The organism is Micromonospora sp. NPDC006431 (assembly GCF_042870725.1).
Classification (GTDB): domain Bacteria; phylum Actinomycetota; class Actinomycetes; order Mycobacteriales; family Micromonosporaceae; genus Micromonospora.
The window spans coordinates 25,487-39,343 of record NZ_JBIAHQ010000009.1 but is presented as its reverse complement, the minus strand read 5'-3'; the positions used below and the strand labels follow the sequence as shown (position 1 = coordinate 39,343).

The following is a 13,857-nucleotide window of genomic DNA, read 5'->3' as shown; positions in this document are numbered from 1 at the left end:
GATCACCGGGAGGCCGCTGACGTGAAGCATGACCTGGTCGACACGACCGAGATGTACCTGCGCACCATCCTCGAGCTGGAAGAGGAGGGGGTGCCGCCGCTGCGCGCCCGGATCGCGGAGCGGCTGAAGCAGAGCGGCCCCACCGTCAGCCAGACCGTCGCCCGGATGGAGCGCGACGGCCTGCTCACCGTCGAGGGCGACCGGCACCTGGCGCTCACCCCGCTGGGCCGCGGCACCGCGGTGTCGGTCATGCGCAAGCACCGGCTGGCCGAACTGCTGCTGGTAAACGTGATCGGGATGCCCTACGAGGAGGCCCACGACGAGGCCTGTCGATGGGAGCACGTGATGAGCGACGCGGTGGAGAAGCGGGTCTACGACCTGCTCAACCGCCCCACCCGCTCGCCGTACGGAAACCCGATCCCAGGGCTGGCGGAGCTGGGCGAGCCGGGCCAGCCGGAGGCCGAGCCCGCCGAGACCGAGCGCAACCTCGCCTTCCCCGGCCTCGCCGGCCCGGTGGTGGTGCGGCGGATCTGCGAGAGCGTGCAGACCGACGCGGACGTGCTCCGGCAGCTGCACGCGGCCGGCGTCGACCCGGGCGCCACGGTGACCGTGGCCCAGGAGCGCGACGGCGTCTCGATCGACCGCTCCGGCGACCGGGTCCGACTCCCCCGCGAGGTGGCCTCCCGGGTGTTCGTCGCGGCCCGCTGACCCGCCGGTCAGGATCTTCACCGACCCCGCCGGTCACAGCCGGCGGGTGTCCACCGCCTTGGCCAGGTTGACCAGCTTGCCGGTCATCTGCTCGGCCTCCGCCGGGTCCGTCCCCGCCGGGGAGGTCCAACGCAGGGTGGCCAGCCGCCCCTCGGTGGCGAGCCAGCCCACCTCCGCCCCCGGGCCGGTCTTGCCGCTCTTCGGCAGCTTCTGCCGGTAGGCGATCTTCCCCAGCTTGCTGACCTTCGTGGCACCGCGGGGCAGCACGTCCTGGGTGAATCCCGACGTGTCGATCGACGTGTCGGTGACCGTGAGGGTCAACTCCGGCAGGAGTTTCCGCTCGGCGCGTACCACGCAGACGTGCGTGTCCCCCTGCTCCACGGCGGCGGCCACGTCGAAGCGCACCCCGGTGTGCTTGGCGATCACCCCGAAGTCGAGCAGCCGGCACGCGCCGCCCGAGGACGCCGCCGCCACCTCCACCGGCGCCGGTGCCGGGGGCGGCAGCGCCACCGGGGTGGCCTCCGCGGCACAGCCGGCGGTCAGCAGTACGGCCGAAGCGGCCAGCCAGGTCCGGGCGCCCACGTCATCCCCCCACCCTCGCCGGCGGGATGCCCGCCGGATGTCCGTCGGACACCGTACGGCGTGCCCGCGTGGGAGGGAAGTCCTCAATCGTCCACGTACGGACAGTGCCGGCAGCCACGGCCACAGCAGGTGCCGCGCCGGGCGAGGAACTCGGCGCTGAGCACGAAGAGCCCGCTCTCCGGATCGAGGTAGCCGGCCTCCCCGGCGGCCAGCGCCGCCGCGTGGGCGGCCAGGATCCGTTCCCGGTGCGGGTGCTCGGGCGACAGCCGGGACGGGTGCGGCTCGGTCAACGGCCGCGCCGCCAAGGGTCGTCGCTCTCCGCTCACCGGGCGAGTCTACGGAGAGCCGCTCCGCGCCCGTCCAAGACGGCTCGGCGCGGGATCACCCGTACCGGTGGAAGGCGGCGCGGACCTCGGCGCGGTCGGCGCCGCCGGCCAGCAGGAGCCGGAGCAGCACCTTCGCCTTGTACGGGTCGAGCAGCCCGCCGCAGACCAGCCCCCGCCGGAGCAGGTCGGTCTCCGAGCCGACCGCCCCGTACGTGTGCCGCAGCACCGAACCGGCCCCGGTCCGCGAGGTGAGCACCACCGGCATCCGTTCCGCCAGCGCGCCGAGCGCCGGGGCGAAGTCCGGCGGCACGTGCCCCACCCCGAAGCCGGCGACCACCAGCCCGTCGAGATTGCGGGCCACCGCGTCGAGCAGCGCCACGTCGTCGTCGAGGGTGACGGTGTACAGCGCCACCCGGGTGGCGGCGAGCCGGTCGGCGTCCACCGGCGGCAGCGGGGCGCGCCGGGACGGCCGGGTGAGCAGCCGTACCGCTCCCTCGATGACGTGGCCGAGCGGGCCGGCGTTGGGCGAGGCGAAGGTGGCCGTACTGGTGCTGTGGGTCTTGCGGACGTGCCGCGCGGCGTGGATCTCGTCGTTGAACGCGACCAGCACGCCGAGGTCACGCGCGGCCGGCGCGGCAGCGACCCGGGCCGCGGCGAGCAGGTTCGCCGGACCGTCCGGGCCGGCCAGGGTGGGGTTGCGCATCGCGCCGGTGAGCACCAGCGGCGCCGGGTGCGGCCAGACCAGGTCGGCCAGGAAGGCGGTCTCCTCCAGGCTGTCGGTGCCCTGGGTGACCACCGCGCCGGTCGCCCCGGCGGCCACCGCCGCGCCGGCCGCGTCCACCAGGTCCAGGACCTGCCGGTACGTCAGCGCGGCGCTCGGCACCGCCTGCACGTCGTGGACGTCGAGCGGGACGTCGGCGAGCCCCGGCACGGCGGCGGTGAGTTCGGCCCCGGTGAACCGGTTGACCACCCCCTGGCCGCTGGTCCCGGCCATGGCGATCGTGCCGCCGAGGGTGAACAGCGCGACGGTCATCGGTCCGCCCTGCCGTCACCGACCGGGTCGGGTCCGACGAGCGGCGCCGGCCGGGTGGCCAGGAGGAACGCCTGTGGCCCCCGCTCGCGGAGGTGCCCCTCCGCCGCCCGGACCAGCGTGGCCCGCACGGTCAGCCCGGCCTCGGCCAGCTGGTCGGCGAGCCGGTCCGGCGGCAGCCAGTGCACGTCGTACGAGACGGTGTGGCCGTACGCCTGCTCGAGGCGGATCCGCTGGTCGCCGGCCTTGACCGCGAGCAGCAGGTGCCCGCCCGGCGCGAGCACCCGGTGGAACTCGGCGAACACGACGGGCAGCAGTTCGGGCGGCAGGTGGATGATCGAGTACCAGGCGACGAGCCCGGCCAGGCCGGCGTCCGGCAGCGCCAGGTCGGTCATCGAGCCGATGTCGAAGCGCAGCTCCGGGTACGTCCGGCGGGCCACCTCGACCATGCCGGGCGAGAGGTCGACGCCGGCCACGTCCAGCCCGAGGTCGCGCAGGTGGGCGGTGACCCGGCCGGTCCCGCAGCCCACCTCCAGCACCGGTCGGCCGGGCCCGACCTGCTCGGCGAACGCGGTCAGCATGCCCCGGTCGAGCGGGCCCTCCACCACCTCGGGGAGCAGCCGGGCGTAGTCCACCGCGACCGTGTCGTAGGCGGCGCGGGTCTCGGTCAGCCAGGTCGGTTCGGTCACGACCGGAAACCCTAGTCGCCGGCCGGATCCGTCCCGGCCCCGAGCCGGGTCAGGTACGCGACGAACGGCTCCGGCCGCTCGAACAGCGACCGGTGCCCGGCGCCCGGGATGACCAGGTGGTCCTTGCGCGGGGCCTGGAGCTGTGCGTACCACTCGTCGAACAGGCGCAGCCGGCCCGGCACCTCGTGCGCACCGTCCACGAAGTACGCCGGCACCTGGAGCTGCCGCACGTCGCGGCGGAAGTCCAGCTCCTGCAACCGGGGATAGAGCACGTCCCAGCCGTCGAGGAAACCGAAGACGTGGGCGGTCTCCAGCGGGCTCTGCTCCGGCACCCCGAGGCTGCCCACCATGCCGGTCTCGTCCTCGCCGGCGCCGGTGCGGTCGAACGCGAAGGCGCCGGCCTCGTTGGTCAACAACGGCTCGTACGCCCAGATGTCCGGGTACGGCGGTGGGCCCTGGACGGCCATCCGGTCGGCGAGCCCGGTCCGGCCGGTACGGCGGGCCCAGGCCAGGGTGTCGGCGTACTGGCTGCGGTCGGCCTCGCGCAGGCTCACCACCTGCCCGACCCCCACGTACGCGGCGAACAGCTCGGGGTGGCGCTGCGCGGCGAGCAGGCCGGGGATGGTGCCGCCCGAGTGCGCGAGCAGGTGGATCTGGTCCCGCCCGAACCGCTCGCGCAGGTGCCGGGTCACCGCGAGCAGGTCGGTCACCTCGTCCTCCAGCGTCCACTCGGCCGGGGACCGGAACGCGGACCAGGACCGGGGGCCGGCGGCTCGGTCCCAGGTGACGACCACGAAGCGCTGCTCCAGGGCGGCCAGGTGCCGGCGTACCGAGGCGATCTCCGAGCCGCCGGGCGGGCCGGGCACCACGAGCAGCACCGGCGCGGCCGGGTCCGTACCGCGGATCAGCAGGCCAAGGTGGCGTCCGGCGGAGGTGACCGAGTCGAACCGGGCGATCCCGCCCGGGATCGGTGCGGTCCGCGCCGGCACCGCCGCACCGACGGTGACCAGGGCAAGGACGGCGGCGAGCAGGCCGACGGCACCCCGGCCGAGCCACCGCACGACCGGCCCGCGCGGCGCGACACCGGCGACCCGGCGGGCGATCCCAGCCCCGTACGCCGCGCCCACCAGCAGCGGCAGCAGGGTGAGCAGCCCGTGCACCCCACGCCCGGCCAGCAGGGCCACCACACCGAAGCCGCTCAGGTGCGGCCGGTCGACGGCCGGCCCGCGCAGGCCGATCCGGACCAGCTCGACGCCGACCGCGAAGAGCACGGGAGCGGCGAGCATCGCCCAGCGGGAGCGGCTCAGCCAGCCGGCCAGCAGCCCGACGGCGAGGCTGACCCCGATCGAGACCAGGGCGGTGCCGACGGTGCCGGGGCCGCGCGGGGTCCACCACCCGGCGAACAGTCCCCACGCCGCCGGCGGCAGGAGCGCGAGCACCGCACGGACCGTCTGGCGGCGGAGCGGCATACCGGACCTCCCGTCGTCCCCCGGCCGTCCACACTAGTCACTGCGGGCGCTGCGCGTGGTCCCCCGATCACGGGCGGTGTCCGATCCGCCCCGGAATTGCCGTGCCCACCGGACGGGCCCCGGGTTACCGTCCCCGGGCCGCGGCGACCAGACACGGGCCGGGTCAACGCGGCGTCCGGGAGACGCTAGCTCCAGCGCAAACTGGCGATTTCCTGCTTGAACTGCTTCAGCGTGAACGTGCCACCCTCGGCTGGCTCCAGCCGCAGGGAGTAGGTCACCTCCCCGACCTCCCACCACATCATCGGCGGGGTTAGTCCGGTGGCGGCGTCGCGGAGCACCCGGCCACCGAGCGGCTTCGGCAGCGAGGCGACGACGGGAACGGCGCCACCTGGGCGTCCTTCTGCTCGGTGATCGTGGCCTGCGGTTGCCAGAGCTCCTTGCATTGAACGTCGCCCGGGCCGCTGTACACCGTGATGTCGGTGCCATTTCGAGCCACCATCGCCGATACCCAGGGCAGCGTGGCAGGCCCATCCGGCGGTGCCGCCGCGGCTGTCGAGGTTCGTGGTGCCGCCCGGTCGGCGGCACGTCGGTGGAGAGTACAACCGCTGGTGAGTGCGAGGGTTACGGTGACCGCTACGGCCACAACGGTGACCCGGCGCCGGCCGAGCCCATCATTGATCGCCATAGCCGCCTTCGCCTTGTCGTCGGACGCGACGGACGGGATCGCACGTGATCATCCGCTGCCCCGGCGGCCCCCGCGCCCGCCGCAGAGCACGGGCAAGAAAATTTCCCCGGGGTGTTGTCGAATCGGGCGGGACCCGTCCGTCGGTGAGGCGGAAGAGGGAAACGACCACCTGAGGAGAATCCGATGACCCAGTACGCAGTCCTGATCTACTCGCCCGCGCCGGCCGACCCGACGGAGATCACGCCCGACTACCTGGCGCTGCTGGAGCGCTACCCGGCTCAGGTGGAGGAGCTGGGCGGCAGGATCGTCACGGGGTTCGCGCTGCAGCCCAGCACCACCGCCACGGCGGTCCGCGGCGACCTCGTCACCGACGGCCCGTTCATCGAGGCCAAGGAGGTCGTCGCCGGGTTCTTCGTCCTGGAGGCGCCCGACCTGGACGTCGCCCTGAAGATCGCCAAGCTGAACCCGGCAACCATCGACGGCGGCGTCGAGGTCCGGCCGCTGTTCGTCCCGCCGGCCGAGTGACCGACGCCGGCACGACCGCGGCCGAACGTGCCGTGGCGGACGCGCACCGTCGCGAGTGGGCCTTCGTGCTCGCCGCGACGGCGCGCGTCGCCGGTGACCTCGACGTCGCCGAGGAGTGCGTGCAGGACGCGTACCTGGCCGCGCTGGACGCCTGGGCACGGGACGGCATCCCCCACAAGCCGGGCGCCTGGCTGACCGCGACCGCGAAGCGCAGGGCCCTCGACGTGCTGCGGCGGCAGAAGGTGTTCCGGTCCAAGCTGCCGCTGCTGGTGGAGCCGGTGGAGGCCGAGGTGGCGGACGAGCCCGGCGAGGACGCGGTGCCCGACGACCGGCTACGGCTGGTCTTCACCTGCTGCCACCCGGCGCTGGCCCGGGAGGCCCAGGTCGCACTGACCCTGCGCCTGGTCTGCGGGGTGAGCACCGGCGACATCGCCCGGGCGTTCCTCGTCTCCGAGTCGACCATGGCCGCCCGGGTCACCCGGGCCAAGAAGAAGATCGCCGCCGCCCGGATCCCCTACCGGGTGCCGGAGGCCGCCGAGCTGCCCGAGCGGCTGGACGCGGCGCTGACCGTCATCCACCTGCTCTACACGACCGGGCACACCGCCCCCTCCGGCACCGAGCTGGTCCGGGCCGACCTGGTGGACCGGGCGCTGCACCTGACCCGCATGCTGCTGGCGCTCATGCCCGACGAGCCGGAGGTACGCGGGCTGCTCGCGCTGCTGCTGCTCACCGACGCCCGGCGGGCCACCCGTACCGACGCCGAGGGGCGGCTGCTGGTGCTGGCGGAGCAGGACCGGTCCGCCTGGGACCGGGCCGCCATCGAGGAGGGCAACCGCCTGGTCCTCGGCGCGTTCCGTACCGGCCGCGTCGGCCGGTACGCGCTCCAGGCGGCCATCGCCTCACTGCACGCCGTCGCGCCCAGCTACGCCGCAACCGACTGGCCCCAGGTGGTACGCCTCTACGACGAGCTGTTGAAACGCTGGCCCTCGCCGGTCGTGGCGCTCAACCGGGCCGTGGCGGTGTCGATGGCCGACGGGCCAGCGGCCGCCCTGGTCGAGGTCGACGCGCTGGCGCAGGACGCCCGGCTGGCCGGCTACCACTACCTGCCGGCGATCCGCGCCGACCTGCTCCGCCGCCTCGACCGCCATCAGGAGGCGGCGGAGGCGTACCGGGCAGCGCTGGCCCTGGTCGACAACGACACCGAACACGCCTACCTCGCCACCCGCCTCGCCTCCCTTACTCCCGGCGAGGGCGAGGAGAGGCCGGCGCGCGGCGCGGGCGGGAAGGCGGCGCGGTAGGCGCGGGGTGGGACGCCGACGAGCTGGCGGAAGGACTCGCGGAAGGCGGTCGGGGAGGCGAAGCCGACGAGCGCGCCGACCCGTTCCACCGGCTGGTCGGTGCGTTCCAGCAGCTGCTGGGCGCGGCGGATCCGCTGCCGGTTGAGCCACTGCACGGGCGTGGTGCCGGTCTGGTCGCGGAAGTGCCGGCTGAGGCTACGCGTACTCATCGCGGCGTGCGCGGCGATGTCGGCCAGGGTGAGCGGGCGGTGCAGGTTGTCGGTCAGCCACACCAGCAGCGGTTGCAGGCTGTGCCCGGCCGGCGCGGGCGGCTCGTACGCGATGAACTGGGCCTGACCACCGGCACGCTCCAGCGGCATGACGCAGCTGCGCGCGGTGTCCGCGGCGACCGCGGCGCCGTGGTCGCTGCGCACGACGTGCAGGCACAGGTCGAGCCCGGCCGCCGCGCCGGCCGACGTCAGCACCCGCCCGTCCGTGACGAACAGCACGTCGGGGTCGACGGTGACGGTGGGATGGCGGCGGGCCAACTCGGCCGCGGCGGCCCAGTGCGTGGTGGCCCGCCGGGCGTCCAGCCGCCCTGCGGCGGCCAGCACGAAGGCGCCCGTGCAGATCGACACCAGCCGGGCCGGGGTGGCGGCGAGCGCGTCGAGGACCGCCGCGGGCAGCGCCGCGTCGAGGTCGGCCACCCCCGGTACGACGACCGTGTCGGCCTCGGCCAGCGCGGACAGATCGTGCGGCGCCCGGAGGCTGACCGCTCCGGCCCGCACCTCGTCCGTGCCGGCGCAGACCCGCACCTCGTAGGGCGGACTGCCGTCACCCAGACGCGTCCGGCCGAACACCTCGACCGGCACGGACAGGTCGAACGGGACGACGCCGTCGTAGGCGAGGACCACCACCTGATGCATGCATCCATCCTGGCGGGAATCCGTCGACGGTTGGCGCGCCGGCCCCTGCCGGGCGCCCCGGCCGAGCCCCAGAATCGGCCCCCATGACCATCCTCGCGCCAGTGCTCATCGGCCTCCTGTACGTATGCCTCAACGCGTTCATCCGCGAACCGCACCGCCGCACGGTCAACGCGATCATGGTGGGTGGGGCCGGGGCGGCGTACCTCAGCGGCGGCGGCCTCGGGGTCTGGGAGTTCCCCTTCGTCGCGCTGATGACGTACGTGGCCTGGCGGGGCCTGCAGTCGTGGACCTGGATCGGCATCGGCTGGCTGCTGCACACCGCCTGGGACGTCGTCCACCACCTGAAGGGGGCGCCGATCATCCCGTTCCTGCCGGGCTCCTCGCACGGCTGCGCCATCTGCGACCCGGTCATCGCCGTCTGGGCCCTCACCGGCGGCTGGTCGGTGGCGGACCTGGTGCGACGGCTGCTGCCGTCTTCGTCGCCGGGCGACGCGACGGCCGCCAGCCCGGGCGTCGGAGGCGCTACCCGAACCAGGTGATCGCCTCGCCGTGCCCGCGGGTCCAGGCGAGCGGCCTGCCGTCCAACGCGAGCACGTTGTGATGTACCTCGGTCGGCGGCGCCGGCAGCGCGTCGTAGCGCAGCACGTCCGGCGCCTCGTTCGCGATCCAGTGGCCGGGCAGCGCGCGTACCACCTCGGCGAACGCGGCCCGGCGGGGCTCCGGCACCAGGTACAGCACTGAGGTGTGGAACACCACCAGGGTGGCGCCGGCCGGTGCCTGCGCGGCCAGCGCCGGCAGGTCGTCCACCAGGTCGCCCCGGACGAGCAACGGCGGGTCGGCCGCGACGACCGCCGTCGCAGCCCGCAACCGGGTACGGCGGTGGGTGTGTTCGGGCCAGATGAGCGCGTCCAGCCACGCCACGTCCGCCGGGTCGGTCACGTCGAGCGGGTTCAGATCCAGGCCGGCCCGCCACACCACCTCCGGCCGGCGGGTCGGCGGCGCCATCCCGGTGGCCGCGCAGTCCAGGACCGGCTCGCCCCCGCCGAGCAGGTGCTCGCCGTAGCGGTAGGCGTAGCGGTCCGGGTAGAGACACAGGCCGGCGGACGCGCCGACCTCCAGCAACGCGAGTGGCTGCGGCAGCGCGGCGAGCACCGGCAGCAGTACGGCGCACCGGCCGGCCTCGTTCGTCTGGGTCGACCGGGTACGCAGCTCCGCCTCGACCGCCGGCCAGTTCGCCAAGGTGTAGGCGTGGAACGCGGCCGGGTCCTCGACCGGCCCGCCGAGGAGGCGGACCACGGCAAAGAGCAGGTTCGGCTGCCGCTTGGCGGGCGGGAGCGCCTCCAGCAGGGCGAGCAACTCACCGTCCTGGGACACCGCCAGGGCCAGCCGCTCGTACGCGGAGGACACGCCGTGCGCCTCGCGGGCGCCGAACCTCGCGTAGGTGGCCGCGGTGGTCATTGCCCCTCCCTTCGTGCCCGGGCGACCGTCCGCCGGGCGTCCCGCCAGGCGATCAGGGCGGTGCGGAGCCGGGGCGAGGAGACGTTCTCCCCGCGACGCCGGGCGGCGAGCTGGTCGATCAGCCAGGCCGGGGCGGCGGCCTGCTGGACGGCTCCGGACTTGGTGAGCAGTTCGCCGGCGCCGAGCGCGTAGCGCCCTCGGGCCATCGAGGTGAGACCGAGGTCGGCGATGACGGGATCCCACCACAGCCACGGACGCCGGGCGGCCCAGGCCCAGTAGCCGGTGAGCTCGGCACGGGCCGCCGCGCGCACGTCGTCGGCGCTCATCGGCGGGAAGACGTCACGGGGCGCGGGGCCGAAGATCGGGTACCCGTGCCGCACCAGCTCGGCCCGGGTGATCCCGGAGAGGATGCGCTGGACGAGCTGCCCGTGGGTCCAGGTCGGATGCCGCACCTGGACGTCGAGCATCGTCGCGGTGTCGACGTAGACGCAGCCGAGGTTCAGCCCTGAGCCGGTGCCGGCGTCGAGGCGCCGGTGCAGATCGGCGAGCGTGGCTCGGCGGGCCGCGTCGACGGGGCCGTCGACCAGGGCGACCAGGTCGAGGTCGCTGACCCGGGGTAGGTAGTCGCCGGTCGCCAGCGATCCGGCGACCAGCAGTCCGCTGACCCAGCCGAGCGCCGCGAGTTCCCGGCCGAACTCCTCGACGACCGGCGGCGGGATCACCATGACGGCAGTCTATGGCCGCTCCGCTTCGCCAGCTGCGCATGGCGGCTGGTCCCGGACGGAACGAGGGGATCACACATGAACCACTACGATCCGCTGTTCCTTGGGCCGATCTGGCTCCTCCACGAGCTTGCTCAGGTCATCCGGGTCGCTGGTCAGCAGGACCACCGGGCGCGCAAGCTCCAAAGCTGTCGCGGCCACCACAGCATCGATGGCACACCTGTGTCCGGACAGGCCTGTCGCCCCGAGAAGTTCGCCCGCACGTCGGCCAAGCTCCGCACTCACCGGCTGTACAGTGATCCGAGACAGGACCCGGTGGACGGGCGCGTCGCGGGGACCACCTCGTAGCGCCTCCGTCAAAGTGACGGCACTAACGATCACTCTGGCGCGACGTTCATGTGCGGTTTCCAGAAAGGCGCGCGCCCTCTGATCTCCAGCTGAGAGCTTGACCAGACCTTCACAGTCCAGGACGAGCGCACCGCCGGCACCTACTACACGTCGGGCCACGAACGCCTCGCCTCGGCTAGTGCCTCCTCAGAGACCGGCCCATGCTCCGCTTCCAGCATCGCGGAGAGCTCCGCGAGGAGATCCAGCTCAAGCTGCCTGGCGACCGCCTCGGTAACGTACTGGCTGAACTCGCCGCGGCCAACGCGCTGCTGAACGGCGGCCGTCAGGTCCTCGGGCATCGACACGCTGACCTTGCGGGCCCGACCCACCGGCCGGAGCCGCGGGCCAGGATCAGCTGACGGATCAAGCAAAAGCCTTGCCACGGCAGCCCGGAATTCTGGAGATGCCTTTCCAAGATCATGGACGGCACTCAGCAGCTGCGGTGTCAGCTGGAAGCCTCCCTCGGGGTCGTCCTCGTGCGCCGAGGGCGGCGGAAGCGGCTCTGCGGTCATAGGTCGATGCTACCGCCGGTAGCAATCTAATGGTTAACCATGGCTCTGACGTGTCATCCGCCGCCCTCGCTCGGCTGGCGAGGCCTACGCCGGCGGGAGATCTCCTCCAGGTGCTGGCTCTGGTGCTGGCGGACCATGGCATCCCAGACTTCCTGGTCGAAGACTGGGTCAGGAGGGATCCACTTGTGCGAACTGTCGCTGTAGTGAAACCGCTCGTCGCCGCGCCGAATGACGCTCACCGGATCCACCCCAGAAACCGCCGGTGCAGCAGACCGGCCGGCACCCAGGTCAGATCCTCGGCGGCCCACACCAGGTAAGACCCCATGTAGAGGCCCAACGACGCCGGCGCGCCGTCGAACTCGGCCCGCAACTCCCTACGCCGCGTCTCGCAGGGCCACGGCGACCCGCAACCGCCACAGCTCCAGATCGGCAGGACCGGACCGTGCGTCGTCACGGCAGGCCGTCCAGGAAGCGCCGGGTGGCGACGCGAGCATGCTGGCGGAGAGCCCATTCCGCCTGATAACAGGGGTACGGAGCCAGCCGCGCCCACCACCACCGGCAGCCGGCGCACAGGCCATCGACGCCGGGAAGGTGCACCGACAGGATCTGGCTGACCTGCGACTCGGTCATGGCTGCTCCTCCCCCGGCCAGTGGCCTCGACGGATCGGGATGCGGTGCTGAGCGCGGCACGGAAGCTCCGAGCCGCACCGGCAGATCCGGCGCCACCGCCGCCACGACCACACCGGACGGTGCCGGCGAGCCAGCGTCAGCGCGACCGCCAGCAGGTAGTCGTCGTACGACACGCGTCGGCGCATGCCGCCCCCTGATTTGGACTCCTATTTTGGAAGCCCAATCAGAGTAGAAGTTGGACTCCTATTTTGGGAACCTTGCGGCGGCGTGTCGCGGCATGCAGCCGTGGCAGGGCGATAATCAGCCGATGGTCAACCCGACGATCCAGCGACGGCGGCTCGGGCTCGCACTGAAGCGCGCCCGCGAGAGCGCCGGCAAGACGCAGGACGAGGCTGCCGTCGTCATCGATGCCGCAGCGAGCAAGATCAGCCGACTTGAACTCGGGCAGTCGGGAATCAAGCTGACCGACCTGAAGCTGCTACTCGACCTTTACGGCGTCACAGGCGAGGAAGCTGAACCGCTGCGGGAACTCGCCCGGGCAGGACGCCAACGCGGCCGTTGGAGCACCTACCGCAATGTGGTGCCCGACTGGTTCCGCCAGTACCTCGACCTGGAGGGAGACGCGTCGGAGATCCGCTGGTACCAGCCGGAGGTGATCCCCGGCATCCTCCAGATCGAGCCCTACATCCGCGCCATGAACGTCACAGCCCATCCGCGGCTGTCCTCCGAGGATGTGGACCGACAAGTCGCCGTACGCCTGGACCGACAGGCGATCCTACGGCAGGACGGCGCGCCGGATCTCAGCTTCATCCTCAGCGAGTCGGCGTTGCGACGAAGCATCGGAGACGCAGCGACGATGCGTAGTCAACTACTTCACCTCACGGAAGTCGGCAAGCAGCCGAACGTCTCCCTTCAGGTCTTCCCGTTCGACGCCCAGACCTACGAGACGGCGTCCTTCAACTTCATCATCCTCAGGTTCGGTGACGACGCGGCGTCGGACGTCATCTACGTCGAGACGTTCACCGACGCCGATTACCTTGACCGGCCGGACGCGGTGCGGGCCTACACTCGGCTATGGGACCGACTCCGGGCAGCCGCTCTCGGGCCGGTAGAGTCGCGCAAGCTCATCCTGAGGATGGCGGACGACATGAAGCGGTGACAGACCTGGGGGGTGGTCATGGAGACCTCGGATCGCCCGGTCTGGCGCAAGTCCAGCCGCAGCGACAACAACGGCGGAGCGTGCGTCGAGGTGGCCGTCCTGGACTGGAGCATCCTCGTCCGCGACAGCAAGGACCGCTCGGGCCCGACCCTTCGCTTTGAGGGCCGGGCCTGGTCAATCTTCCTCTCCGGACTGAAGCATTAGCTGGCGAGGCTCCCCGACCCAGGTGTTGCTGGTTCTCCCTGAAGAAGCTGTTGCCTAGGTTGACGTCGTGAAGCGACCGCGCTTGTACGGACCCGGCGAGTTGGCCGCGCTGTTCGGCGTGTCGCGTCAGCGAATTCTTCAGATCACCCGCCGGCCAGGCTTTCCCGAGCCGGTCGCTCGCCTGATCGGGATGACCGTCTGGGACGCCGACGAGGTGGACGAGTGGGCCCGGCACAACCGCCCGCCCCGCCCGACCGACGGCGACGAGGACCGCTGACGCTCAGCGACGGGAAGCGCAAACACGAGTAGCGGCACAGCTCGACCAGCACCTGGCAGAACGAGGGGCAGGATCTTCTTCCTCAGGCACTACAACGTTGATGCCGTAGACGATTCAACGACGCCGGGAGCAGCCGGCGCCCCGGCTGAATCGTTTGCGACATCAGGTCCGTAGCGTGCGAACCACCATCGGTCAGGCTGCCCGGCACGCGTGGGGTCCGTCGGCCGTGGCGCCCGACGCCCACCCAGAAGCGCCGCGAGCGCGGCAGGAAGCCCTGCCGCGCTCGCGAGA

Annotated in this window: 19 protein-coding genes; 7 read left to right on the top strand and 12 right to left on the bottom strand. The window is 72.7% G+C overall.

Translation table 11 applies throughout. The annotated features are described in order from the left end of the window. Nucleotides 1-21 precede the first annotated feature (21 nt). Nucleotides 22-708 carry a metal-dependent transcriptional regulator gene (locus ACFYM6_RS17260; protein WP_387276517.1) on the top strand — a complete coding sequence of 229 codons (687 nt, stop codon included), beginning with the start codon at nucleotides 22-24 and terminating at the stop codon, nucleotides 706-708. Nucleotides 709-741: 33 nt separating this feature from the next. On the opposite strand, the gene ACFYM6_RS17255 is transcribed toward ACFYM6_RS17260, so the two are convergent. From ACFYM6_RS17255 to ACFYM6_RS17230, 6 genes are all read right to left on the bottom strand, one after another. After that, on the bottom strand, nucleotides 742-1,290 hold the full coding sequence (locus ACFYM6_RS17255) for a hypothetical protein (RefSeq protein ID WP_387276515.1): 549 nt from the start codon (nucleotides 1,288-1,290) through the stop codon (nucleotides 742-744). 83 nt (nucleotides 1,291-1,373) lie between these two features. Further along, the gene (locus tag ACFYM6_RS17250; protein ID WP_387276513.1) at nucleotides 1,374-1,616 is read right to left on the bottom strand and encodes a DUF5522 domain-containing protein; all 243 of its coding nucleotides are present in this window, start codon (nucleotides 1,614-1,616) and stop codon (nucleotides 1,374-1,376) included. Between the two features lie 55 nt (nucleotides 1,617-1,671). After that, complete coding sequence (locus ACFYM6_RS17245; RefSeq protein WP_387276511.1) at nucleotides 1,672-2,649, bottom strand: asparaginase; 978 nt, start codon at nucleotides 2,647-2,649, stop codon at nucleotides 1,672-1,674. After that, nucleotides 2,646-3,335: a class I SAM-dependent DNA methyltransferase gene (locus tag ACFYM6_RS17240; RefSeq protein WP_387276509.1), complete on the bottom strand. Its 690-nt coding sequence runs from the start codon at nucleotides 3,333-3,335 to the stop codon at nucleotides 2,646-2,648. The genes ACFYM6_RS17245 and ACFYM6_RS17240 overlap by 4 nt, the downstream gene beginning before the upstream one ends. A gap of 11 nt (nucleotides 3,336-3,346) precedes the next feature. After that, the gene (locus tag ACFYM6_RS17235) at nucleotides 3,347-4,804 is read right to left on the bottom strand and encodes an alpha/beta fold hydrolase (RefSeq protein ID WP_387276507.1); all 1,458 of its coding nucleotides are present in this window, start codon (nucleotides 4,802-4,804) and stop codon (nucleotides 3,347-3,349) included. Nucleotides 4,805-4,989: 185 nt separating this feature from the next. Next, on the bottom strand, nucleotides 4,990-5,142 hold the full coding sequence (locus ACFYM6_RS17230) for a hypothetical protein (RefSeq protein ID WP_387276505.1): 153 nt from the start codon (nucleotides 5,140-5,142) through the stop codon (nucleotides 4,990-4,992). 530 nt (nucleotides 5,143-5,672) lie between these two features. On the opposite strand from ACFYM6_RS17230, the gene ACFYM6_RS17225 reads away from it, so the two are divergent. Beyond that, nucleotides 5,673-6,014, top strand: coding sequence for a YciI family protein (locus ACFYM6_RS17225; protein WP_073835345.1), 342 nt, complete (start codon nucleotides 5,673-5,675; stop codon nucleotides 6,012-6,014). Between the two features lie 65 nt (nucleotides 6,015-6,079). Further along, a complete protein-coding gene (locus ACFYM6_RS17220; RefSeq protein ID WP_387276876.1) occupies nucleotides 6,080-7,312 on the top strand; it encodes an RNA polymerase sigma factor in 1,233 nt (410 codons plus the stop codon). On the opposite strand, the gene ACFYM6_RS17215 is transcribed toward ACFYM6_RS17220, so the two are convergent. After that, on the bottom strand, nucleotides 7,225-8,217 hold the full coding sequence (locus tag ACFYM6_RS17215; protein WP_387276503.1) for a GlxA family transcriptional regulator: 993 nt from the start codon (nucleotides 8,215-8,217) through the stop codon (nucleotides 7,225-7,227). The two genes, ACFYM6_RS17220 and ACFYM6_RS17215, sit on opposite strands and share 88 nt — an antisense overlap. 83 nt (nucleotides 8,218-8,300) lie before the next feature. Here ACFYM6_RS17215 and ACFYM6_RS17210 point away from each other — a divergent pair, with 83 nt between their 5' ends. Continuing rightward, nucleotides 8,301-8,756, top strand: coding sequence for a DUF6010 family protein (locus tag ACFYM6_RS17210; protein WP_387276501.1), 456 nt, complete (start codon nucleotides 8,301-8,303; stop codon nucleotides 8,754-8,756). On the opposite strand, the gene ACFYM6_RS17205 is transcribed toward ACFYM6_RS17210, so the two are convergent. The 5 genes from ACFYM6_RS17205 to ACFYM6_RS17185 all read right to left on the bottom strand — a co-directional run bounded on the left by ACFYM6_RS17205 (nucleotide 8,740) and on the right by ACFYM6_RS17185 (nucleotide 11,926). After that, nucleotides 8,740-9,675, bottom strand: a complete 936-nt coding sequence (locus ACFYM6_RS17205) for a DUF2332 domain-containing protein (RefSeq protein ID WP_387276499.1) — start codon at nucleotides 9,673-9,675, stop codon at nucleotides 8,740-8,742. The two genes, ACFYM6_RS17210 and ACFYM6_RS17205, sit on opposite strands and share 17 nt — an antisense overlap. Further along, on the bottom strand, nucleotides 9,672-10,400 hold the full coding sequence (locus ACFYM6_RS17200; protein ID WP_387276497.1) for a nucleotidyltransferase domain-containing protein: 729 nt from the start codon (nucleotides 10,398-10,400) through the stop codon (nucleotides 9,672-9,674). The genes ACFYM6_RS17205 and ACFYM6_RS17200 overlap by 4 nt, the downstream gene beginning before the upstream one ends. Nucleotides 10,401-10,469: 69 nt before the next feature. Continuing rightward, nucleotides 10,470-10,904 (bottom strand): type II toxin-antitoxin system VapC family toxin, encoded by a 435-nt coding sequence (locus tag ACFYM6_RS17195; RefSeq protein WP_387276495.1) that lies wholly within the window; start codon nucleotides 10,902-10,904, stop codon nucleotides 10,470-10,472. Next, on the bottom strand, nucleotides 10,889-11,296 hold the full coding sequence (locus ACFYM6_RS17190) for a hypothetical protein (protein ID WP_387276493.1): 408 nt from the start codon (nucleotides 11,294-11,296) through the stop codon (nucleotides 10,889-10,891). The genes ACFYM6_RS17195 and ACFYM6_RS17190 overlap by 16 nt, the downstream gene beginning before the upstream one ends. A 450-nt stretch (nucleotides 11,297-11,746) precedes the next feature. Next, nucleotides 11,747-11,926: a hypothetical protein gene (locus ACFYM6_RS17185; RefSeq protein WP_387276491.1), complete on the bottom strand. Its 180-nt coding sequence runs from the start codon at nucleotides 11,924-11,926 to the stop codon at nucleotides 11,747-11,749. Between the two features lie 307 nt (nucleotides 11,927-12,233). Between ACFYM6_RS17185 and ACFYM6_RS17180 the strand changes: the two genes are divergently transcribed. The 3 genes from ACFYM6_RS17180 (at nucleotide 12,234) to ACFYM6_RS17170 (ending at nucleotide 13,566) form a co-directional block, all read left to right on the top strand. Beyond that, complete coding sequence (locus tag ACFYM6_RS17180; RefSeq protein WP_387276489.1) at nucleotides 12,234-13,085, top strand: helix-turn-helix domain-containing protein; 852 nt, start codon at nucleotides 12,234-12,236, stop codon at nucleotides 13,083-13,085. Nucleotides 13,086-13,103: 18 nt separating this feature from the next. Further along, nucleotides 13,104-13,289, top strand: a complete 186-nt coding sequence (locus tag ACFYM6_RS17175; protein ID WP_387276487.1) for a DUF397 domain-containing protein — start codon at nucleotides 13,104-13,106, stop codon at nucleotides 13,287-13,289. Nucleotides 13,290-13,356: 67 nt separating this feature from the next. Then, complete coding sequence (locus tag ACFYM6_RS17170; RefSeq protein WP_387276485.1) at nucleotides 13,357-13,566, top strand: helix-turn-helix transcriptional regulator; 210 nt, start codon at nucleotides 13,357-13,359, stop codon at nucleotides 13,564-13,566. The last annotated feature ends 291 nt before the right edge of the window (nucleotides 13,567-13,857 follow it).